Below are 17,373 nucleotides of genomic sequence, written 5' to 3'. Positions count from 1 at the left end.
ATTCCCCACTCCCAATGTCCGTCATCTCCTTCATGATAGACATTCACGCCCAATTCCCCGCTCCCAATGTCCGTCATCCTCTTCATGCTCACTACAACAAAAACCAGGCCACTGTATTGATAGCCTGGTTTTAAAAATCTTCTTCTCTTTTATTAACTTATACCTTCTTCACCTGAGTCAGCTTTATTCCACTCTTAGGAATGCTTGGCATAGATACCATGCTAAAACTTAAATCTTGTGTCGGTACCTGATAATCCAGCCTATTAACAAAATAATCGAGCACCACTTTCATTACTCGAACGGTAATCCATTCCCCCGCACAGCGATGTCCGAGGTAGTGATCTCCTCCACCTTGTGGAATAAAATCAAATGGACTTCCTTCCCATGTCTTGAAGCGTTCTGGCTCAAATCTATCTGGATTATCCCATAATCTATGATCATGATTGGTACCATATAAATCCAGCAGTGTTAATGTTCCTTTTTTAAAGGTGAACCCTTCCCATGTAAAATTCTCCTTCACACGAGCTCCGGCAAATGGGAAAAATGGATAGTAACGTCTTACTTCCTGCACAAACATTTGATAGTAGTCGCTACCATTTTCTTTTAGTTTTCTTGCTTGCTCAGGGAACTGCTGAACTGCCAGGGTTGTGAAGCTAATATAAATAGCGATTGCGACAATTGGTCTTAAAATGTTAAGTAATTCAACAGCTGCTACATCTGGCTCTAATAAATCACCCTGGAGATCTCTATGCCATGCGATAGTATATAATGCTGTACCTTCTTCTGGCATTCGCTCCTCGTTCCTTACTTGAACAATTAAATCCTTCATCCAGTTTTCTGACCGGTTACGAGCTTGCTTCCCTTTACGATAATTAACCCCCATAGAAACAGAGGATTCAATAATTGTACTTAAATCATCTGCTCGTTTGTCCACTTCCTTTGCCCAAAGTGGAACACCTGCCCACTCACAAGCAACCCGTGTCATTAACTTTTTTGCCTCTTCATAAAGAATTATCTGCCCCTTCTTTTCCCAGTCCGTTGCCATCGTATCCAAGTGTTTATACGTAATGTTGTTTAGATGTTCCAATCGTTCCGAGGACATGAGCGACATAAACATTTGCTTCCGATGCTTATGCTCCTCTCCATCCAAAGTTTGTACGCCATTCTCCCCAAACAATGTCTTTTGAACACGCTTGGGGGCTGCACCGCTTCTTTTAAATTTGGTATTATCATAAAAAATTTCCGCAGCCTCCTTACCCCCCATGCAAATTGCTTTTTGTCCAAGCAAGCGAGTTTCAAACAAATCACTTTGAAAGCTGTGTCGTCTATTTGGGATGTACATATATCCTTCTCGCAACAAACCTATACTCTTATCGAAGCCTGATTCTTTTGGAATTCCTCTTTGCTCCATCATTAATTCACACCTTTCACCATACATTCATCTTATTGTAAGCTCTATATATACTTCTAACCTTTTCCATTTGTTTTAAACATATTCTCTCACATGAATCCTAAAAACAATTTCTAATTCGCTGAAATTATATATTCTCCCTTGACAAAAAATCACTTCCGACTTATTATCACAATCAATTAAGCTAATTTCTAAGGAGATTTTCCGATGAAAATTTATGTAGATGCAGATGCCTGCCCAGTAAAAAAAATAGTTATTGAAGAAGCCACAAAAGCAGCTATACCTGTTACTCTTGTAACCAGTTTTTCACATTATTCTAATGAAGAGCAACCAGCTGGGGTTGAAACAGTGTACGTAGATACTGGGGCAGAAGCTGCTGACTATCGAATTATGAAACTTGCTAATAAAGGAGACCTTATCGTTACACAGGATTATGGTCTCGCTTCTCTTGGATTAGCAAAAGGATGTACCGTTTTGCATCATAAAGGTTTTGCCTATACGAACAACAATATTGATCAACTTTTACAGACAAGGTATCTGAGCGCTATGGAAAGAAAAAGTGGAAAGCGTACAAAAGGGCCCAAAGCTTTAACAGAGGAAGATAGAAATAAATTTAGACACCTATTCTTAAAAAGCATCGAAAATTAAAAGACCAGCCTAATCATTCAGACTGGTCTTCCTCATTTTAATGCTGCGCGTCTTTCTCGATTCTCTTTTCGTTTAGGTGCAGCTGTGTGCAATCTTATTTCTTCTTCCGTTTCCGGGAAAACTTTCGGAACCGGCTGTGGTTTGCCAAATTCATTTACTGCCACCATTGTCAAAAAGGACTCGGTGGTTAGTTTTTCTTCATTTTTAATTAAGTCATGAGCGGTTACCTTCACAAACACTTCCATGGAACTGGTCCCTGTATATGTAACGAATGCTTCCAAAGTTAAAGAATCCCCAACTTTTGCGGAAGATAAAAAATCCACTGAATCAATCGATGCGGTCACCACCGCACTATTCGCATGTTTCATAGCCGTCAATGCCGCTATTTCATCTATATACGCTAAAACCTTTCCACCAAAAATAGTATCTAAATGATTTGTGTCTGGTGGTAACACTAATCGTGTTTGAATTGTTTTTGAATGCTTCATTGCTACTTGCTCCATAAACTTGCCTCCTCCATTAAAAAAGCACCCTCTACATTAGAAGATGCTAATAATATACAAATCAAATAAATCTATTTGCATAAGAATCCGCAACACCTTCCCATCTCCCGTAGGACTTAAATGTTCTTCCATATGGCAGGTCTCCTGGCTTAGAATCATTAAACCATCCACCTTCCCATTTTTATAATAAAAATAGTGGCTTTGGATGGTTCTCCTCATTACAGTGGCGGGACCGCGTTGGACTTTCACCAATCTTCCCTTTTCAACTTTACAGTCACCATAGGCAATGTATATAATTCTCTCCATTATATCATTAAGTTATCTTTTTATCCTAAAAAATTACCTGCCTCCTTCGCTAGTTAAATCAAGCCAATGGATATCAGCTTTCTTCTTTGATAAAATCATGGATAATACATATAAAAGGAGGAACATAAGCTTGAAAATAGTATCGATAGAGCCTACCCCAAGTCCGTATTCAATGAAAATTAATATAGATGAGCCACTTAAAGAAAATCAAACAGAAAATTATAAGCAGGATGATGACCTTTCCCACGCACCAGAATATGTTAAGCAATTATTTACTATTCATGGAGTTAAAGGTCTTTATCGTGTTGTTGATTTCATTGCATTGGAAAGGAATCCAAGAGTGCCATGGGAAGAAATCCTCCCTCAAGTAAGACAGACACTTGGTTCCGCAGAAGATCATGAAGAGCAATCTCTCCCTCAAAGTGAAACTAAGGAAGACGCTTTTGGTGAGATAAAAGTTTATATACAGATGTTTAGAGGAATTCCTATGCAAATTAAATTGCAGGAGGCTGAACAAGAGGAGCGTATTGGTTTACCTGAACGATTTGCAGCTGCAGCTATGGAAGCATCCAAGGATGCCGATAATTACCTAATGGAAAGAAAATGGATTGAACAAAGTCCTCGCTATGGTGATATAAAAGAAATAGGAGTAGAAGTTAAAGAAGAATTAGCTGCAACGTATGATACCGCACGATTAACACAACTTGTAGAAAAGGCATCCTCGGAAACTTCAGAAGATGTTCCACAACAAGCAAGGAAGACAGTCACATTAGAAATGTTAGATCAATCTGACTGGAAAGCAAGGTATGCTGCACTGGATCAGATGGACCCAACGCTTGAGGACCTGACGGTGTTAGATAAAGCGTTAGATGATGAAAAGGCTTCGATTCGCAGACTTGCGACAGCTTATCTTGGTATGATTGAGGAAAAGGAGGTTCTTCCATACCTCTATAAAGCTTTAGAGGATAAGGCTGTAAATGTTAGAAGAACTGCTGGTGACTGTTTATCAGATCTTGGATTTAAAGAAGCAACACCTGCCATGATAAAAGCTCTATCTGATAAAAACAGACTGGTTCGTTGGCGTGCTGCTATGTTTTTATATGAGGTTGGAGATGAGACTGCCATTCCCGCACTTCAAAAGGCCATGGATGATCAGGAATTCGAAGTTAGAATGCAGGTAAAAATGGCCCTTGCCCGAATTGAAGGCGGCGAAGAAGCAAAGGGTTCCATTTGGAGTCAAATGACTGAAGCTGCTAAACGGTAAGGAAGACAGGCTAGCCCCGTCATCGGACTTGGACTACGATAGCCTCCCATTAATGACGTTCGCGGCAACGTAAGTGAGAATGTAATGCTTAGTTTTTTAAGCGATTAGCTTAAGGGAGCTTTGGAGACAGATTTACTATTTTTCAAAAAGAGCTACGTGCTCCGGGACGCTGCTAACAGATTTAGCTTCGATCTCCATAATGTCATAGTTAAATCCAAAATTAAAGCCGAACCCCTAGTATTTCCTTACGTGATAACTAAAGGGTTCGGCTTTTCTTATTATTTAATTTCTAAAAATGATATACGCTAAGTAAACAACGTAAATGATTACTAAAACACTTCCTTCCACTTTTCCAATTTTATAACTGGTCCGTGAAAATAATAACAGAAGTAATGTTAGCACAATCATTACAGTAATATCTATAAAAACTTTGTTATTGACTGGTAATGGCGTTATAGCGGAGGAAGCACCTAATACAAATAAAATATTAAAAATGTTACTTCCAACAATATTACCTAATGCAATCTCGCTTTCCTTTTTCATTGCCGCTGTAATTGAAGTTACCAGCTCTGGCAAGGAGGTTCCGACTGCAATAATCGTTAAACCTACTAATGTCTCGCTCATTCCCAGCGAATAAGCAATCGTAGTCCCATTCGATACAACCATATCCCCGCCAATAATTATGCCGACAATTCCTAGTACTGTAAATAAAATATTTCTTGGCCACTTAACGTCAGGCGAGACTTCCTTTTCCGAATTATCCCGATTTCTTAAGCCGACTTCAATAACATAGTACATAAAGATAGACAGAAATAGAAGAAAGATGATCCCATCGCTGCGAGTAAGAAAATTGGCACTAACCCCTTCAAGGAAAATATCACTAATTAGTACAAGTAAGGCAATACTAGCAAGTAAAGTAAATGGAATTTCTTTTCGTACCGTCTCACTCTCAACCTTCAAAGGGTATAATATCGCGGCGATACCTACTACGAGGGTAAGATTAAAAATATTACTCCCGATTACATTTCCTAAAGAAACTTCAGAACTACCTTCCAATGCTGCTATAATACTTACTGTTGCTTCAGGAGAGCTCGTCCCTAAAGCCACAATTGTTAATCCTATTAACATTGGAGAGACTCGCAGCAATCTAGCTATATTAGATGAGCCATCAACAAATAAGTCAGCTCCTTTTATTAATAGTACAAAACCAATCAGTAATAAAAAATATGCCATGCATCTTTCTCCTTTTTTATAGATTGAAGCATTTATATAAAAGTCTATCCTACTTCTTGCTATATTGTAACTTAAGTCTTCTTATTATGTCACAAATATCCTCTTTGTGTATTCTTCCCTTAGGAAGGGTATAAAATAGTAAAAATTAAATGCTGAATGAGGTGGTACTCAATGATTGTACGAGAACATGAAAGGGAATTCACAATGATCGAACAACATCACCATGCAGATACATCTTTTCAAATAATGGGGAACTGGAGAGAAGACTTATTCAAGAAGAATGCTTTACGTAAATCGGTGGAGTATGCTATTGCTAAGCACGACTGTGGGTGGCAACCCTTTGATATCGAACCCTTCTGGAATGAGAAGGATCAAGCTCCATATACTTTTATGAACTTTCCGGAACCCGCTAAGATTGTTCTATATAAAAATGGAATAGATGAAGTAGAAGCTTCTGACCCTTATGCTGCAGCATTGTGCAGTGAACATTACTCGCGTTTTCTAGTTAATAATAAGGATCACGCCTCCAGAAAATTTATTCAACACGAAAAAGAAAGACGCGAACGAATTTTCTTAAGCATTTCTAGCTTCGACCAGGATGCTTTTGATTTCCATTATGCATTACTACAGCTTGGAGATAATCTTTCCTTATATCTTTGTTTAAATGAACCCGAACCTACAGCAGAGAGTATCCATCCTTTTTTTAAAAAGGGCGTAGCTGTATCCGAACCTCTGAAATCTTTTTTAGATGGAACTATCCAGCCAAATTGGAAGAGAGAAAATCATATTCATTTAGATCCATTTCCATTCAAGAACCCATTTACAGTTACTTTAAAACAAAAAACAGTAAAGAAAACGGCCATTTCCGAACAGGGTTTGATAGATAGCTATATCAGCACACCTTACGAAGAATTAACCTACCATTTCACCGAAAAATAAGGATGAAGGAAATAGTTGTTTTGGTAATAGATCTTTGTAAAACTGAACTTTGATACAAGATTCTATTGCAAATGCTTAGGTGCAAACGTTATCTCGTACATTCAATAGTTACTTTGTAGTTTGTCCTTCTTGTAAATTATTGGATAACCTCAACATATCTATTAGAACCATAAAAAAGTGAGAACTAGCAAATAGCTAAGTTCTCACTTCTTGTTTTCGTTCTATTGCTATTGGGTTTATATAAGCACTTTCTTCCATAACTAGCTTTCTGGTTGGCAACGCAAGGGTTACTTGCTCCATTTCAAGTAAATCAAGGATGAAAAGATTGATCTCTTCCTTTACCTTGAGATATTTCCCCCAATCCGTTGTCTTTGTAAAGAAATATAAGAAAAGTTCAACTCCATTTTCTTTATATGCATCCACATTTACAAAAATGGTCTCCTGATGAATATCCCGATGACTACGAAGCAGCTCCTCTACTTCGCTTATCACTTTTTCGATTTTTTCCCGTGGTGTATCGTAGGTTACTCGAAGTGTAAACGTGATCTGTCGCTTCCCCATCTTACTCCAGTTGGTGATGGCTTCGTTTGATAATGTCGCATTAGGAACTGTCACCACCGCTTGGGCAAATGTCCGTATTTTTGTACTGCGAAAAGAAATATCTTCTACCGTACCTTCTACGCTCGGAGTGAGAATCCAGTCACCTATTGTAAATGGTTTTTCTGTAATAATGATAATACCTCCAAACATATTCGCAAGCGCATCCTTTGCAGCTAACGCAAACGCCAGACCACCAATCCCCAAACCTGCTACAAAACCATTAATGTCGTATCCGAATTCCTGGGCAATCACACTAATACTAATAGCTACAATGATAAAGCGTAAGGCCCTTGAAAAGAGCGGAATAAGGATATTATCTATTTTCATATTGTATTTTTCGTTTATTTTCGAGAAAAGTGTTGATGAAGATGATGATAAATTAAAAAGTCCCCAACCAATCATAAGGATCACACTTGATCTTATCACGTGCAAAAAGAAGGGATTAGATTGTGAAAAATAAGGAAAGTATCTTATAGCGATGTAAACCCCGGTAATAAAAATAAGTACTTGTACCGGTCTTTCAAATGATAGTCTCAACTGGGCGAAAAAGCCATTTAACCTCCCTCGCCCCAATTTTAATAAACCCAGAAACACATACTTAGCTAAATACTTTTTAAGTAAAAAAGACAAAAGTAATATAGTTGCTGATATGGATAATTGAATGATGTTGTCATATGAATAGAAGGACTCCCAAGACATGTATTTGATAACCCCCGTCTCAATAAATAACTTCCACCAGTATATTCATAGATGGGGGAAATATGACCTTGGCCGAGTAGATTCCTATTTGATGCTAGTGAGGAAGAGTTAAATCTTTTTGTCTTTTCACCGACAACTAGTATATTTCTATTATCTTGCCATTAGGTTAACAAATCCTTCTAGAAGTCTCCCATCGATCGCCTTCCATTTAAAGTTATGTTCCATCCTCACTTCCGCTATGCTCTTATACAGATCAAAGTTTATATTAATCATCACACGTGCTCCCTCCGTTATTTTGTTACTACTTAGTTTATCTTTTCCAGTTACAAATTTCGTCCATTTGGGGGCTGATCTTTGCCAATAATTCAGACCTACCGTTGATGGGAAATTTATCAGACCACAGACTGACCTACTCCTTGGAATTCGGGATAAAATTTACCCTTTAGTTAACAATAAAAAAGATTAGCACATAAAAAATAGCGGAGGGATATAAATCATGCATAACCAACAGGATGAAAATCAGACACACATAGAGGATGAGGATTCCTTAACAACAAGACAAGGACATCCCGTGACGAACAATCAGAACATACGCACAGTCGGAAATCGAGGCCCAGCTACATTGGAGAATTATGATTTCATTGAAAAGATAAGTCACTTCGATCGAGAGAAAGTTCCCGAACGCATTGTACATGCACGTGGCGCAGGTGCTCATGGTTACTTTGAAACATATGGCAAGGTTGGTGAGGAACCTGTTTCGAAGTATACAAGAGCAAAAGTATTCCAGGAAAAAGGAAAGCAGACACCTGTCTTTGTACGTTTTTCAACAGTTGTTCATGGAAACCATTCACCGGAGACAGTTCGTGACCCTCGAGGTTTTGCAGTTAAATTTTATACAGAAGATGGCAATTGGGATCTTGTCGGTAACAATCTAAAAATCTTTTTTATCCGTGATGCTATGAAATTTCCTGATATGATTCATGCTTTTAGACCAGACCCTGTAACCAATATTCAAGATAGCCAGCGATTCTTCGATTTTTGTGCAAATTCTCCTGAAACTTTCCATATGGTAACTTTTGTTTACTCACCATGGGGAATTCCTGCAAATTATCGAATGATGCAAGGTTCCGGGGTAAATACGTATAAGTGGGTTAATAAAGAAGGTAAAGCTGTACTGGTGAAATATCACTGGGAGCCGAAACAGGGAATTAAGAACTTAACCGTTGAGGAAGCAAGTGAAATTCAGGCAACTAACTTTAATCATGCGACACAGGATTTATATGACGCGATTGAGCAGAGAGATTTTCCGGAGTGGGAGTTATTTGTCCAAATAATGAGTGATGATGAGCACCTAGAATTGGATTTTGATCCATTAGATGATACAAAACTATGGCCCGAGGACCAATTTCCTTGGCTGCCTGTTGGAAAAATGGTCTTAAACAAGAACCCGGAAAATTACTTTACAGAAGTAGAGCAAGCAGCATTTGGTACAGGGGTTTTAGTTGATGGGCTCGACTTCTCCGATGATAAAATGCTTCAAGGCAGGACATTTTCCTATTCGGATACACAACGCTATCGTGTAGGGGCCAACTATCTTCAGGTACCAATTAACGCTTCCAAAAAACGTGTCGCGACAAACCAGGAAGGCGGACAACTACGCTACCAAAACGATAAAGCACCAGATCAAAATCCGCATGTAAACTATGAGCCTTCCTCGTTAGGCGGTTTAAAAGAAGCAGAGCAGCTTGGCACTGAATATCGCCCTATGATCAAAGGCAATTTAGTTAGGGAGTCTATTGACAGACAAAGCAATACAAAGCAAGCAGGTGAAACATACCGTAGATTTGAGGATTGGGAGAAGGACGAGCTGCTGCGAAATCTAATTGGTGATCTTTCCCAGTGTAAACAAGAAATACAGGACAAAATGATTAAGCTTGCAGAAGAAGCAGACGAACAATATGGGCGTCGGCTTAGAGAAGGATTAGCAGAAGCAACAAAAGATGGAACAAGTAAGAATCCACTCGGCGTTAAAGATGCAGAAAAGGCACCAGAACAAGCAATTAAGAAAGGCCATGACGCTGAACCTTACTAAATAATATCCGCTCACTACCCCAAGTAGTGAGCGATCTTTTTTTACTTCATTTTCCAACTTCATTTCTTTATATAGAAAAAATTGAATGAACCTCATATAGCAACTAATATATCAAATATCCCTATTTTATTGTATACTAAATACTATATACCTACATATAATGAGAGGATGACACTTCATGCCAATTCCTTCTGATCATTCTAAACCCATTCGCCAATCCGCCAAGGAAGGCGCTTACAATCAAATTCAACAATGGATTATTGATGGTACTTTACAGCCAGGTGAAAAATTAAACGATAACGAACTTGCAAAGGCTTTAGGCGTAAGCAGGACTCCTATTCGTGAATCCTTACAACTATTAGAAGTTCAAGGATTTGTAAAAATGTATCCTGGTAAAGCTACACAGGTTACCGAAGTAGAAGGAGAGGAGATTAAAGACCTTCTGCCTCCTCTTGCAGCCCTCCAGGTTTTATCTGCAGAGCTGGCGATTTCACATCTAACAGATGAAATAATTAATTTACTGGAATCAACAAATAAAAGATTTGCAGAAGCTATTCGTTCAGGACATTATTATAATGCACTTCGAATAGATGAAGAGTTTCATCAAATTATTGTTGATACGGCAAATAACTCATATATCTATCCATGGTCGCTTCTCTGCAAGCACATGTCAGAAGATTATTCTTTCATAACTCTATTATTCTTAACTGAAAAATCCATACAAGAACATACCGAAATAATTGAAATTATGAAAGAAGGCTCTCCAGAAAAACTAGCACCAATCATGAAAGAAAACTGGCTGCGCACCATAAAAGAATTTCAGTTGTTAAATAAAGAATAAAAAAGCAGATACTCTGTCAGAGTATCTGTTTTTTTAAGCTTGAACGGTATTCAACTTTTGAAAACGTGCTACGATGCCTGTAATCAGGATAACTATAATAGCAGGAAGCAGCCATCCAAGTCCTTGTTCATATAATGGGAGAACATTTTCGTAAAAGGAAATAATCGGAACCATCCAGCTAAAGTAGTCGATGCCCAATGTTCCACATAATGTTTTTAATCCATCAATAGCACTGACCAAAAATGTAACTATAGTTGCAGAAACATAGACTAATCTTTTATCTTTAAAAATAGGTGATAAAAAAGCTAGTAGCATTAACACAATTGCTAAAGGATATAAGAACATGAGTACAGGTATAGAATAATTAATAATATTCGTCAAACCAAAGTTAGCAATCCCAAATGTCAAAACAGAGAAAAAAACAACGAACTGTTTATAGCTGAACTTCGGGAATAACTGCTGAAAATACTCTGCACATGCTGTGGTTAACCCAATACTTGTTGTCAGACAAGCAAGTGTAATAATAATAGCAAGTAAAACCGTGCCTAACATTCCAAAATAATGAGATGCAGCACTACTTAGCACAGGTCCGCCGGTAATAAATATACCATAAGTGGAAACACTGGTTGCTCCCAAATAAGCAATACCTACGTATATAACACCCAATAACGTAATCGCTACAAGCCCGGACTTTGCAGAGGCTATAAGAATCCCTCTCTTAGACGGTTACCCCCATAGCTCGAATTGCCTTAATGACAATAATTCCAAAAACCAATGATGCTAATGCATCCATCGTATTATAGCCCTCAAGGAAGCCTTGAATAAAGGCACCACTTCTATATCCTTCCTCAGGCGGCTCTGTTACGCCCATTGGCTTTATAACAACCATTGCCAATAAAACCACAATTAGAATAACAATGCCTGGTGCCAAAATTCTCCCTACATTATCTACAATCTTTGCTGGATTCAACGAAAACCAAAGGGTAATCGCAAAAAATAGCAAAGTAAAAATTAGTAAGCCAACTTGTTGATAACTTTCTCCTACAAATGGTGATATACCAACATCATAAGCAACCGTACCTGTACGAGGCGCCGCAAAGAACGGCCCAATGGTTAAATAAAGCATAGAAGTAAAAATGGTCGCATATAAAGGATGGATCCTACTGGCAAGCTCTTGAAGATTATTGCTTCCTGAAATACTCATAGCCAGAATTCCTAACAGTGGAAGGCCGACACCAGTAATTAAAAACCCTATAATAGCCGGCCACATATTTGTACCTGCATTTTGACCAAGTTGTGCCGGAAAAATTAAATTACCTGCCCCAAAGAACAGTGCAAATAGCATAACCCCTATAACCGTATAAGATGAGAATGATAGCTTTTCCTTCATATGCTTATTCCTCCCAGTTGCATTTCATATGTTGTATGCAATATATTGCAGGTGTTTATCATACTACCATTTCTATATAAATGCAACATACTTCGACAAAATAATTACACCCGGTAAAAATTGCCGTTCTATCTTATAATATTGTTATACGTTTTGTTTTGTAATAGCGTTTGTAATTCTAATAATAACTACTAAAAAATAGTAGGTACCAGTCCACCGTCCATACGGAGCGGAGACCCTTTAAATGCTGATGAGAAAGGACTACAGACAAACGTAGTTAGCCGGCCTATTTCAGTAGGTCTAATAAATCGCTGTAATTCAGAGTGAGGCAGATTTTCGCTCATAAATGCTTTCTCTTTTTCTGAAAAAGTCATATCTTTATTAGCGTACATATCCTCAATGATTTGATGCACGTTTTCAGAGAGTGTTGGACCTGGCATGATTGTATTAACTGTAACGTCTTTTCCAGTTGTTAATTTAGATAAGCTTTTTGACAATGATAATAACATTGATTTTGTCATACAATACTGTGGCATTTGCCTGAAGGCATAACTGCTTCTTCACTCGCAATAAAGATTATCCGGCCAAACTCATTATTTAACATTTTAGGTAAATAAAATTTAGATAATCCATTGGCAGCCAGAACGTTAGTCCGAAAGTATTTTTCCCATACTTCATCCTCAACATCCTCATAATTCATAATTTCATAAATACCCATATTGTTAACTAAAATATCTATATTGGGATATTTTTGGAACAAAACTTCTCGTTGATGACTATCCACAATATCTCCAGTTGCATTTTGAGGAGAGGTAGTCGGAAAATCTGATTTTACTTCATTTACAATTCGTTCAACTTCTTCATAATCTCTTCCATTAATAAGGACATTAACACCTTCTTTGGCAAGTTCTATTGCAATTGCTTTACCAATTCCTTTCGTTGAACCTGTAACTAAAGCTGTTTTATTGGTTAATCCCATATCCATTATATATTTCTCCTTTGCAAATATAGTTAAAAGCAAGATCAGTTTATTGAGTTTGTATCTAAATGTTTTGTGCGCCAACTTGATGGAGTGTCGCCTTCCCAATGTCGAAAGGCCCGATAGAATGAGTTTTGGTCTTCATATCCAACAAGGAAAGCCACTTCACCAATATCAAGTGAGGGATCTGCTAAGTATCCTCGAGCCTGCTCTTGCCGGACTTGTGCCAATAGATGATTAAAGTTTATTCCTTCGTCATGGAGACGGCGCTGCAAGGTGCGTTTACTTACTCCTAATTCTCCTGCAATCAGATGAAGGGTAGAGTCACCTCCGGCAAGGCTGCGCTTCATCATCCACTTAACCATTTCCGTAATAGATTTATTATTTTGATACCCGTTTAACGATTGATCTAATGAAGGCGTCAGGATTTCAAGCAATTCTGCGTTATACGAGACAAAGAGGCGATCAAGGTCACTTTTGTGGAGCGTTAATTTGTTAAAATTTCCACCTATTTGAACATGGCACCCGAAATAAGCTTCGAGCGACTTGACATCGCCCATTAAATCGGATAGTTCTACGGATTTCGCCATTAATGGTTGGCCAGTTCCCCTGCGTCCTAACTCCAATAGAAATGCAAGCGTAATACCAGTTAACATCGGCGGACCTGGTTGATCGGTATGCAGCCAATCTAGTTTAATAGTACAATTCTCGCCTTCCTCTGTTATTAGTAAGCTTTCAGGGGGACATAGACGCTTATACCGAGCCATTCGTGTTAGTGCATCACGGTAGTTACGAGCATGGTAAGCCGCTAGAACAGTTGGAGGAAAATGAACTGTTTCGAAACCAGTCGTTAACTTGATAATAGCCTCAGCAGTGTCACCCATGATATCGGAATAGGCCTGCCAAATAGAGAAATATTGTGAGGCGGTGACAACTGGTTCATTAATAATAGTTAATGGTAGTCCAGCTTTTCGAACTACCTCATGTGAGGAAATTCCTAATTGATGCAATCCTGTCCAAAATCCTGCTGGGAATTTAATACGAGCATAAGATGTCATTTATGAAGTCCCTCCCTTAGCTATTTATAACTTCACACGTTTATATTGCATCTTTCTTTTTCCAGGACAAGTATAATATTACCAATCCAATGTTGCTTTGTAACTAGCAAAAAGCGTCTCTCTACTAACTTATCACGTCAAATAAACCCTTTCTTATACGACCAAATCAAAAAAGGTACGTTAATTAAATAAACGTGTCCGATTAATATATTAGAGCCTCTTGGCATATTAAAACACTAAAAAGAGAGATGAAACCAATTCATCTCTCTTTTTTTACACCGGTACCTCCAGGATGACAGTTGTGCCCTGTTCTTTCTGCGACTTAACATAGAGCTGGCCATTTACCGATCGGGCTCTTTCCTCCATACTGATCAATCCGACCCCTTCAGATAGCGCCTCTGGATTAAAACCTTCCCCCTTATCCTCAATAACTACACGTATTCTTTTTTCATCTTCTCGAATAACAACAGAGGCTTGGTCCGTATTGGCATACTTACGCACATTTGTTAATGCCTCTTGAATGATTCGATATACAGTAATTTCTACATTATTATCCAGTCGATAAGGTAAAGAGCAATCAAAAAAGACATCCACCCCATAGTTTTCAGAGTATCTATTCAGGAAAGATCGAATGGCCGGTATTAACCCTAAATCGTCAAGTACAGATGGACGAAGCGCCCAGGAAAAGTCTCTCACTTCCTGAATTAGCTGTGTAGCTTCCTCTGTCATTTGTTCTACAAGTGGATGGTTAACCGCTGTACTTAGTCGATTAATTGTAATTAAATGACTGTACAAATTCTGTCCAATCCCATCGTGGATTTCTCGGGATAATCTTTTTCGCTCTTCCTCTTGAACGGTAATTATTTTACTCATTGTCTCTTGCAATTCTTCTTCAATTCTCTTTCTATCTGTGACTTCCGAGCGAATAGCTAAATACTGATATGGTTTCCCTTGGGAGTTAAGAAATGGCACAATCGTTGTGTCCACCCAGTAATAACTGCCGTCCTTTGCTTGATTTTTTATCTCTCCTGTCCAGACCTTCCCATTAGCAATTGTTCTCCAAAGCTCTCGCATAAACTCTTTTGGATGGTACCCGGAGTTAATAATGCGGTGATCTTTACCGAGTAATTCATCACTTGTATACTTAGAAATTTCGCAAAATTTATCATTTACATATTTAATTTGACCCTTTTGGTCTGTAATTGCAACAATAGTGGAAGCATCGAGTGCATATTTCATATCCATCAATTCATCGACTACTTTTTGTGGCTCCATACCAGATAAAGTGTGATCATTATTTTGATGAAAAACAAGTAAAATTAACTCTTTTCCGTTCAATGGAAATTTATTTTTCCTCACGTAAAGGGGAAATCTAGTGCCATCTCCCTTTACCCCAAATTGCTGTGCAACTGTCCCATGTTTAAGTGAGGCAATATTAATTCCGGGCAATAAGGAAGTAATATGTTTAATAGCTATATTTGTAAGTTCAAATAGTTGAGCAGCTTGTTCGTTTATAGAATGAACGGTTCCAGAAGCATCAATTACTATTGTTGCTTCTTCCTGATCATTTCTGCGAATTTCCCTTTGTTTCTGTTTATTTTTCATAAGACATCATCCCTCTTACTTAAAATAGTACGGTAATAATTTCTCTATTTCAGTAGTCATTTGCTTCACTTGCTTTATGTTTGTATCACTCCAAACTATTGGGGAACGCATTCCCGCCAATAGAGCTCCTTTTGGCATGCCTTTAAAGTTTATTGGTACCGCATACACAGCAAAGAGTCGTTCTGCAAGCATAATCGGGTATTCAGTTGGTTTTCCGGAGATCCCATCCGGGAAGCTATCTATTGATAAAGCTGCTCCCGTAGAAATAACTTTTCCTGCTATTCCCTTTCCGTACCGGACAGTTATATACTTATACTTATTCGTTGTATTTCCACTAACAAAAGGCCATGTGATATTTAATCCCTCGGTTTGCTGTAGTGCTATACCAACAAAATCAATTTGCATATTCTCTCTTAGCATGTTGCACTCAGCTAAAAATTTCTCTTTTATTTCTGTCGACTCCTCTCTTTGATTATTAAATGCCATAGCCTAACAACCCTTTTTTCAATGCGTATGAAACGAGCTCCGGTCTTGTTTTCATCTGTAGTTTTTCCATTAAATTACTTTTGTGCGCTTCCACAGTCTTAACACTGATAACTAATTTTTCACCAATCTCTTTATTCGAGTAGCCTTTCGCAATTAGGGTTAAAACTTCTTTTTCTCTATCAGATAACAATTGATAGTTTTCCTGTCCATCCTGTTTCAGATTCCCTATATATTCATCCATAAGCCGCTTTGTAGCAGATGGATGCAGATAAGCATTTCCTGCACATACGGATTTAATTGCTTCAATTAGTTCTTGATGTGGAGCGCTTTTTAAGACACATCCAGAAGCGCCTGCTTGAATAGCCCGAAACAGGTACTCTTCATCATCATGCATGGTAAGAATTAATATGGCTGTATCAGGAAGTTGCTTTTTCAGCTCAGAGGTAGCTGACAAGCCATCCTTTCCATGTGGCATACTTAAATCCATCAGCACAATATCAGGCTTTTCTTCCAACGCTTTCTCTATGCCTTCGTTTCCCTCGGAAGCCTCTCCTACAACTTCCATTTCAGGCACATCATTTAACATAACTTTAAGCCCCATTCTAACTACAGCATGATCATCTACCAATAGTATTCGAATCATCGTTCCATTCCTCCCTCTTGAATCGGCAGGAGCAGGGTAACGGTAGTCCCTTGCGCAAGTTCAGAGGTAATGCTAAATTCCCCTCCAACCTGCTTCATCCGTTGCTCCATAGCAGCCACTCCCTTCATACGATGGTTGGCGATAGCCGCTTCTTTATCAAATCCTTTGCCTTTATCTCTAATATCTATTTTCAATGATTTCTTTTCCCATGTAAAATAAACATCGGCTTCATCCACCTCTGCATATGCTGCAATGTTAATCAAGGCTTCCTGCAACATCGAAAAATAGCCAGACTAAGATTCTCCGATAATTCTATTCTTTCACCCGAACGATTCATATGAACAACCACTCCAAACGTGGACGTATACAAAGTAAAAAAACTTCTCAAAGCAGCTTCAAGTCCCAATTTCCCTAATGTAATCGGATATAGCTCTGCGGAAATAAACCTGATTTCTTCTATGGTACGCCTTAATAATTGATTTAGCTCCTTTGCATACTCACGCATACCAGGTTCTTGTATGCTTGATTGCAGAAACTCTAAACCTGTCGCTACACTGAAAAGCTGCTGCCCTGGCCCCTCATGTAATTCATTAGCAATCCGCTTCATCTCTTCTTCCTGTACTTGATTCATATAATTAGTAACATGAAAATCTTCTCTCAACTCAATCATCCCCAT

At 38.3% G+C, this 17,373-nt stretch carries 16 protein-coding genes, 2 pseudogenes and 1 riboswitch; of the genes and pseudogenes, 5 read left to right on the top strand and 13 right to left on the bottom strand.

What is annotated here, in order from left to right:
- Window positions 1-157: 157 nt before the first annotated feature.
- A complete protein-coding gene (gene cypC, locus JCM12304_RS12345; protein WP_060680695.1) occupies window positions 158-1,414 on the bottom strand; it encodes a CYP152 family fatty-acid peroxygenase CypC in 1,257 nt (418 codons plus the stop codon).
- Between the two features lie 204 nt (window positions 1,415-1,618).
- Between cypC and JCM12304_RS12340 the strand changes: the two genes are divergently transcribed.
- Window positions 1,619-2,059 (top strand): YaiI/YqxD family protein, encoded by a 441-nt coding sequence (locus tag JCM12304_RS12340; RefSeq protein ID WP_060680693.1) that lies wholly within the window; start codon window positions 1,619-1,621, stop codon window positions 2,057-2,059.
- A 32-nt stretch (window positions 2,060-2,091) separates the two neighbouring features.
- On the opposite strand, the gene JCM12304_RS12335 is transcribed toward JCM12304_RS12340, so the two are convergent.
- Entirely contained in the window at window positions 2,092-2,562 is a 471-nt protein-coding gene (locus JCM12304_RS12335; RefSeq protein WP_060680691.1) for an acyl-CoA thioesterase, read from the bottom strand.
- 117 nt (window positions 2,563-2,679) lie between these two features.
- Window positions 2,680-2,859, bottom strand: a riboswitch (cobalamin riboswitch).
- Between the two features lie 139 nt (window positions 2,860-2,998).
- Here JCM12304_RS12335 and JCM12304_RS12330 point away from each other — a divergent pair.
- Entirely contained in the window at window positions 2,999-4,132 is a 1,134-nt protein-coding gene (locus JCM12304_RS12330) for a conserved virulence factor C family protein (protein ID WP_019379038.1), read from the top strand.
- 282 nt (window positions 4,133-4,414) lie between these two features.
- Here the strand turns inward: JCM12304_RS12330 and JCM12304_RS12325 are convergent, their stop codons facing one another.
- Window positions 4,415-5,365 carry a calcium/sodium antiporter gene (locus tag JCM12304_RS12325; protein ID WP_019379037.1) on the bottom strand — a complete coding sequence of 317 codons (951 nt, stop codon included), beginning with the start codon at window positions 5,363-5,365 and terminating at the stop codon, window positions 4,415-4,417.
- Between the two features lie 171 nt (window positions 5,366-5,536).
- On the opposite strand from JCM12304_RS12325, the gene JCM12304_RS12320 reads away from it, so the two are divergent.
- Window positions 5,537-6,304 carry a DUF3891 family protein gene (locus JCM12304_RS12320; protein WP_060680690.1) on the top strand — a complete coding sequence of 256 codons (768 nt, stop codon included), beginning with the start codon at window positions 5,537-5,539 and terminating at the stop codon, window positions 6,302-6,304.
- Window positions 6,305-6,499: 195 nt separating this feature from the next.
- On the opposite strand, the gene JCM12304_RS12315 is transcribed toward JCM12304_RS12320, so the two are convergent.
- Both JCM12304_RS12315 and JCM12304_RS20100 read right to left on the bottom strand, forming a co-directional pair.
- Window positions 6,500-7,603, bottom strand: a complete 1,104-nt coding sequence (locus JCM12304_RS12315; protein WP_040954131.1) for a mechanosensitive ion channel family protein — start codon at window positions 7,601-7,603, stop codon at window positions 6,500-6,502.
- Between the two features lie 150 nt (window positions 7,604-7,753).
- Window positions 7,754-7,876: a hypothetical protein gene (locus JCM12304_RS20100; RefSeq protein ID WP_019379033.1), complete on the bottom strand. Its 123-nt coding sequence runs from the start codon at window positions 7,874-7,876 to the stop codon at window positions 7,754-7,756.
- A gap of 223 nt (window positions 7,877-8,099) precedes the next feature.
- On the opposite strand from JCM12304_RS20100, the gene JCM12304_RS12310 reads away from it, so the two are divergent.
- Together JCM12304_RS12310 and JCM12304_RS12305 are read left to right on the top strand one after the other, a co-directional pair.
- On the top strand, window positions 8,100-9,695 hold the full coding sequence (locus JCM12304_RS12310; protein WP_060680689.1) for a catalase: 1,596 nt from the start codon (window positions 8,100-8,102) through the stop codon (window positions 9,693-9,695).
- 178 nt (window positions 9,696-9,873) lie between these two features.
- Window positions 9,874-10,536: a GntR family transcriptional regulator gene (locus JCM12304_RS12305; RefSeq protein WP_060680688.1), complete on the top strand. Its 663-nt coding sequence runs from the start codon at window positions 9,874-9,876 to the stop codon at window positions 10,534-10,536.
- Window positions 10,537-10,569: 33 nt separating this feature from the next.
- On the opposite strand, the pseudogene brnQ reads toward JCM12304_RS12305, so the two are convergent.
- The 8 genes and pseudogenes from brnQ to JCM12304_RS12265 all read right to left on the bottom strand — a co-directional run bounded on the left by brnQ (window position 10,570) and on the right by JCM12304_RS12265 (window position 17,367).
- Window positions 10,570-11,926: pseudogene (brnQ, locus tag JCM12304_RS12300) on the bottom strand (branched-chain amino acid transport system II carrier protein).
- A gap of 191 nt (window positions 11,927-12,117) precedes the next feature.
- Window positions 12,118-12,911 (bottom strand): annotated as a pseudogene (locus JCM12304_RS12295) (SDR family NAD(P)-dependent oxidoreductase).
- Between the two features lie 38 nt (window positions 12,912-12,949).
- On the bottom strand, window positions 12,950-13,963 hold the full coding sequence (locus tag JCM12304_RS12290) for an AraC family transcriptional regulator (protein ID WP_060680684.1): 1,014 nt from the start codon (window positions 13,961-13,963) through the stop codon (window positions 12,950-12,952).
- Between the two features lie 273 nt (window positions 13,964-14,236).
- Window positions 14,237-15,568, bottom strand: coding sequence for a sensor histidine kinase (locus JCM12304_RS12285; RefSeq protein WP_040954125.1), 1,332 nt, complete (start codon window positions 15,566-15,568; stop codon window positions 14,237-14,239).
- Window positions 15,569-15,583: 15 nt separating this feature from the next.
- Entirely contained in the window at window positions 15,584-16,054 is a 471-nt protein-coding gene (locus JCM12304_RS12280) for a GAF domain-containing protein (RefSeq protein WP_019378834.1), read from the bottom strand.
- A complete protein-coding gene (locus tag JCM12304_RS12275; protein ID WP_019378833.1) occupies window positions 16,044-16,697 on the bottom strand; it encodes a response regulator in 654 nt (217 codons plus the stop codon). Before JCM12304_RS12275 ends, JCM12304_RS12280 begins: the two co-directional genes overlap by 11 nt.
- A complete protein-coding gene (locus JCM12304_RS12270) occupies window positions 16,694-16,975 on the bottom strand; it encodes a sensor histidine kinase (RefSeq protein ID WP_082388040.1) in 282 nt (93 codons plus the stop codon). The genes JCM12304_RS12275 and JCM12304_RS12270 overlap by 4 nt, the downstream gene beginning before the upstream one ends.
- Entirely contained in the window at window positions 16,957-17,367 is a 411-nt protein-coding gene (locus tag JCM12304_RS12265; RefSeq protein ID WP_060680680.1) for a sensor histidine kinase, read from the bottom strand. Before JCM12304_RS12265 ends, JCM12304_RS12270 begins: the two co-directional genes overlap by 19 nt.
- Window positions 17,368-17,373 lie beyond the last annotated feature (6 nt).

Origin of the sequence: Virgibacillus halodenitrificans JCM 12304 (assembly GCF_001310895.1) — a bacterium.
Taxonomy (GTDB): Bacteria; Bacillota; Bacilli; order Bacillales; family Amphibacillaceae; genus Virgibacillus_Q; species Virgibacillus_Q halodenitrificans.
This window is presented reverse-complemented; position numbering and strand designations above follow the sequence as displayed.

Excerpts from the sequence above, each read along its gene's own strand:
- cypC (WP_060680695.1), bottom strand. The coding sequence starts at position 1,414 with ATGATGGAGCAAAGAGGAATTCCAAAAGAATCAGGCTTCGATAAGAGT.
- JCM12304_RS12340 (WP_060680693.1), top strand. The coding sequence starts at position 1,619 with ATGAAAATTTATGTAGATGCAGATGCCTGCCCAGTAAAAAAAATAGTT.
- JCM12304_RS12335 (WP_060680691.1), bottom strand. The coding sequence starts at position 2,562 with ATGGAGCAAGTAGCAATGAAGCATTCAAAAACAATTCAAACACGATTA.
- JCM12304_RS12325 (WP_019379037.1), bottom strand. The coding sequence starts at position 5,365 with ATGGCATATTTTTTATTACTGATTGGTTTTGTACTATTAATAAAAGGA.
- JCM12304_RS12320 (WP_060680690.1), top strand. The coding sequence starts at position 5,537 with ATGATTGTACGAGAACATGAAAGGGAATTCACAATGATCGAACAACAT.
- JCM12304_RS12315 (WP_040954131.1), bottom strand. The coding sequence starts at position 7,603 with ATGTCTTGGGAGTCCTTCTATTCATATGACAACATCATTCAATTATCC.
- JCM12304_RS20100 (WP_019379033.1), bottom strand. The coding sequence starts at position 7,876 with ATGATTAATATAAACTTTGATCTGTATAAGAGCATAGCGGAAGTGAGG.
- JCM12304_RS12310 (WP_060680689.1), top strand. The coding sequence starts at position 8,100 with ATGCATAACCAACAGGATGAAAATCAGACACACATAGAGGATGAGGAT.
- JCM12304_RS12305 (WP_060680688.1), top strand. The coding sequence starts at position 9,874 with ATGCCAATTCCTTCTGATCATTCTAAACCCATTCGCCAATCCGCCAAG.
- JCM12304_RS12290 (WP_060680684.1), bottom strand. The coding sequence starts at position 13,963 with ATGACATCTTATGCTCGTATTAAATTCCCAGCAGGATTTTGGACAGGA.
- JCM12304_RS12285 (WP_040954125.1), bottom strand. The coding sequence starts at position 15,568 with ATGAAAAATAAACAGAAACAAAGGGAAATTCGCAGAAATGATCAGGAA.
- JCM12304_RS12280 (WP_019378834.1), bottom strand. The coding sequence starts at position 16,054 with ATGGCATTTAATAATCAAAGAGAGGAGTCGACAGAAATAAAAGAGAAA.
- JCM12304_RS12275 (WP_019378833.1), bottom strand. The coding sequence starts at position 16,697 with ATGATTCGAATACTATTGGTAGATGATCATGCTGTAGTTAGAATGGGG.
- JCM12304_RS12270 (WP_082388040.1), bottom strand. The coding sequence starts at position 16,975 with ATGTTGCAGGAAGCCTTGATTAACATTGCAGCATATGCAGAGGTGGAT.
- JCM12304_RS12265 (WP_060680680.1), bottom strand. The coding sequence starts at position 17,367 with ATGATTGAGTTGAGAGAAGATTTTCATGTTACTAATTATATGAATCAA.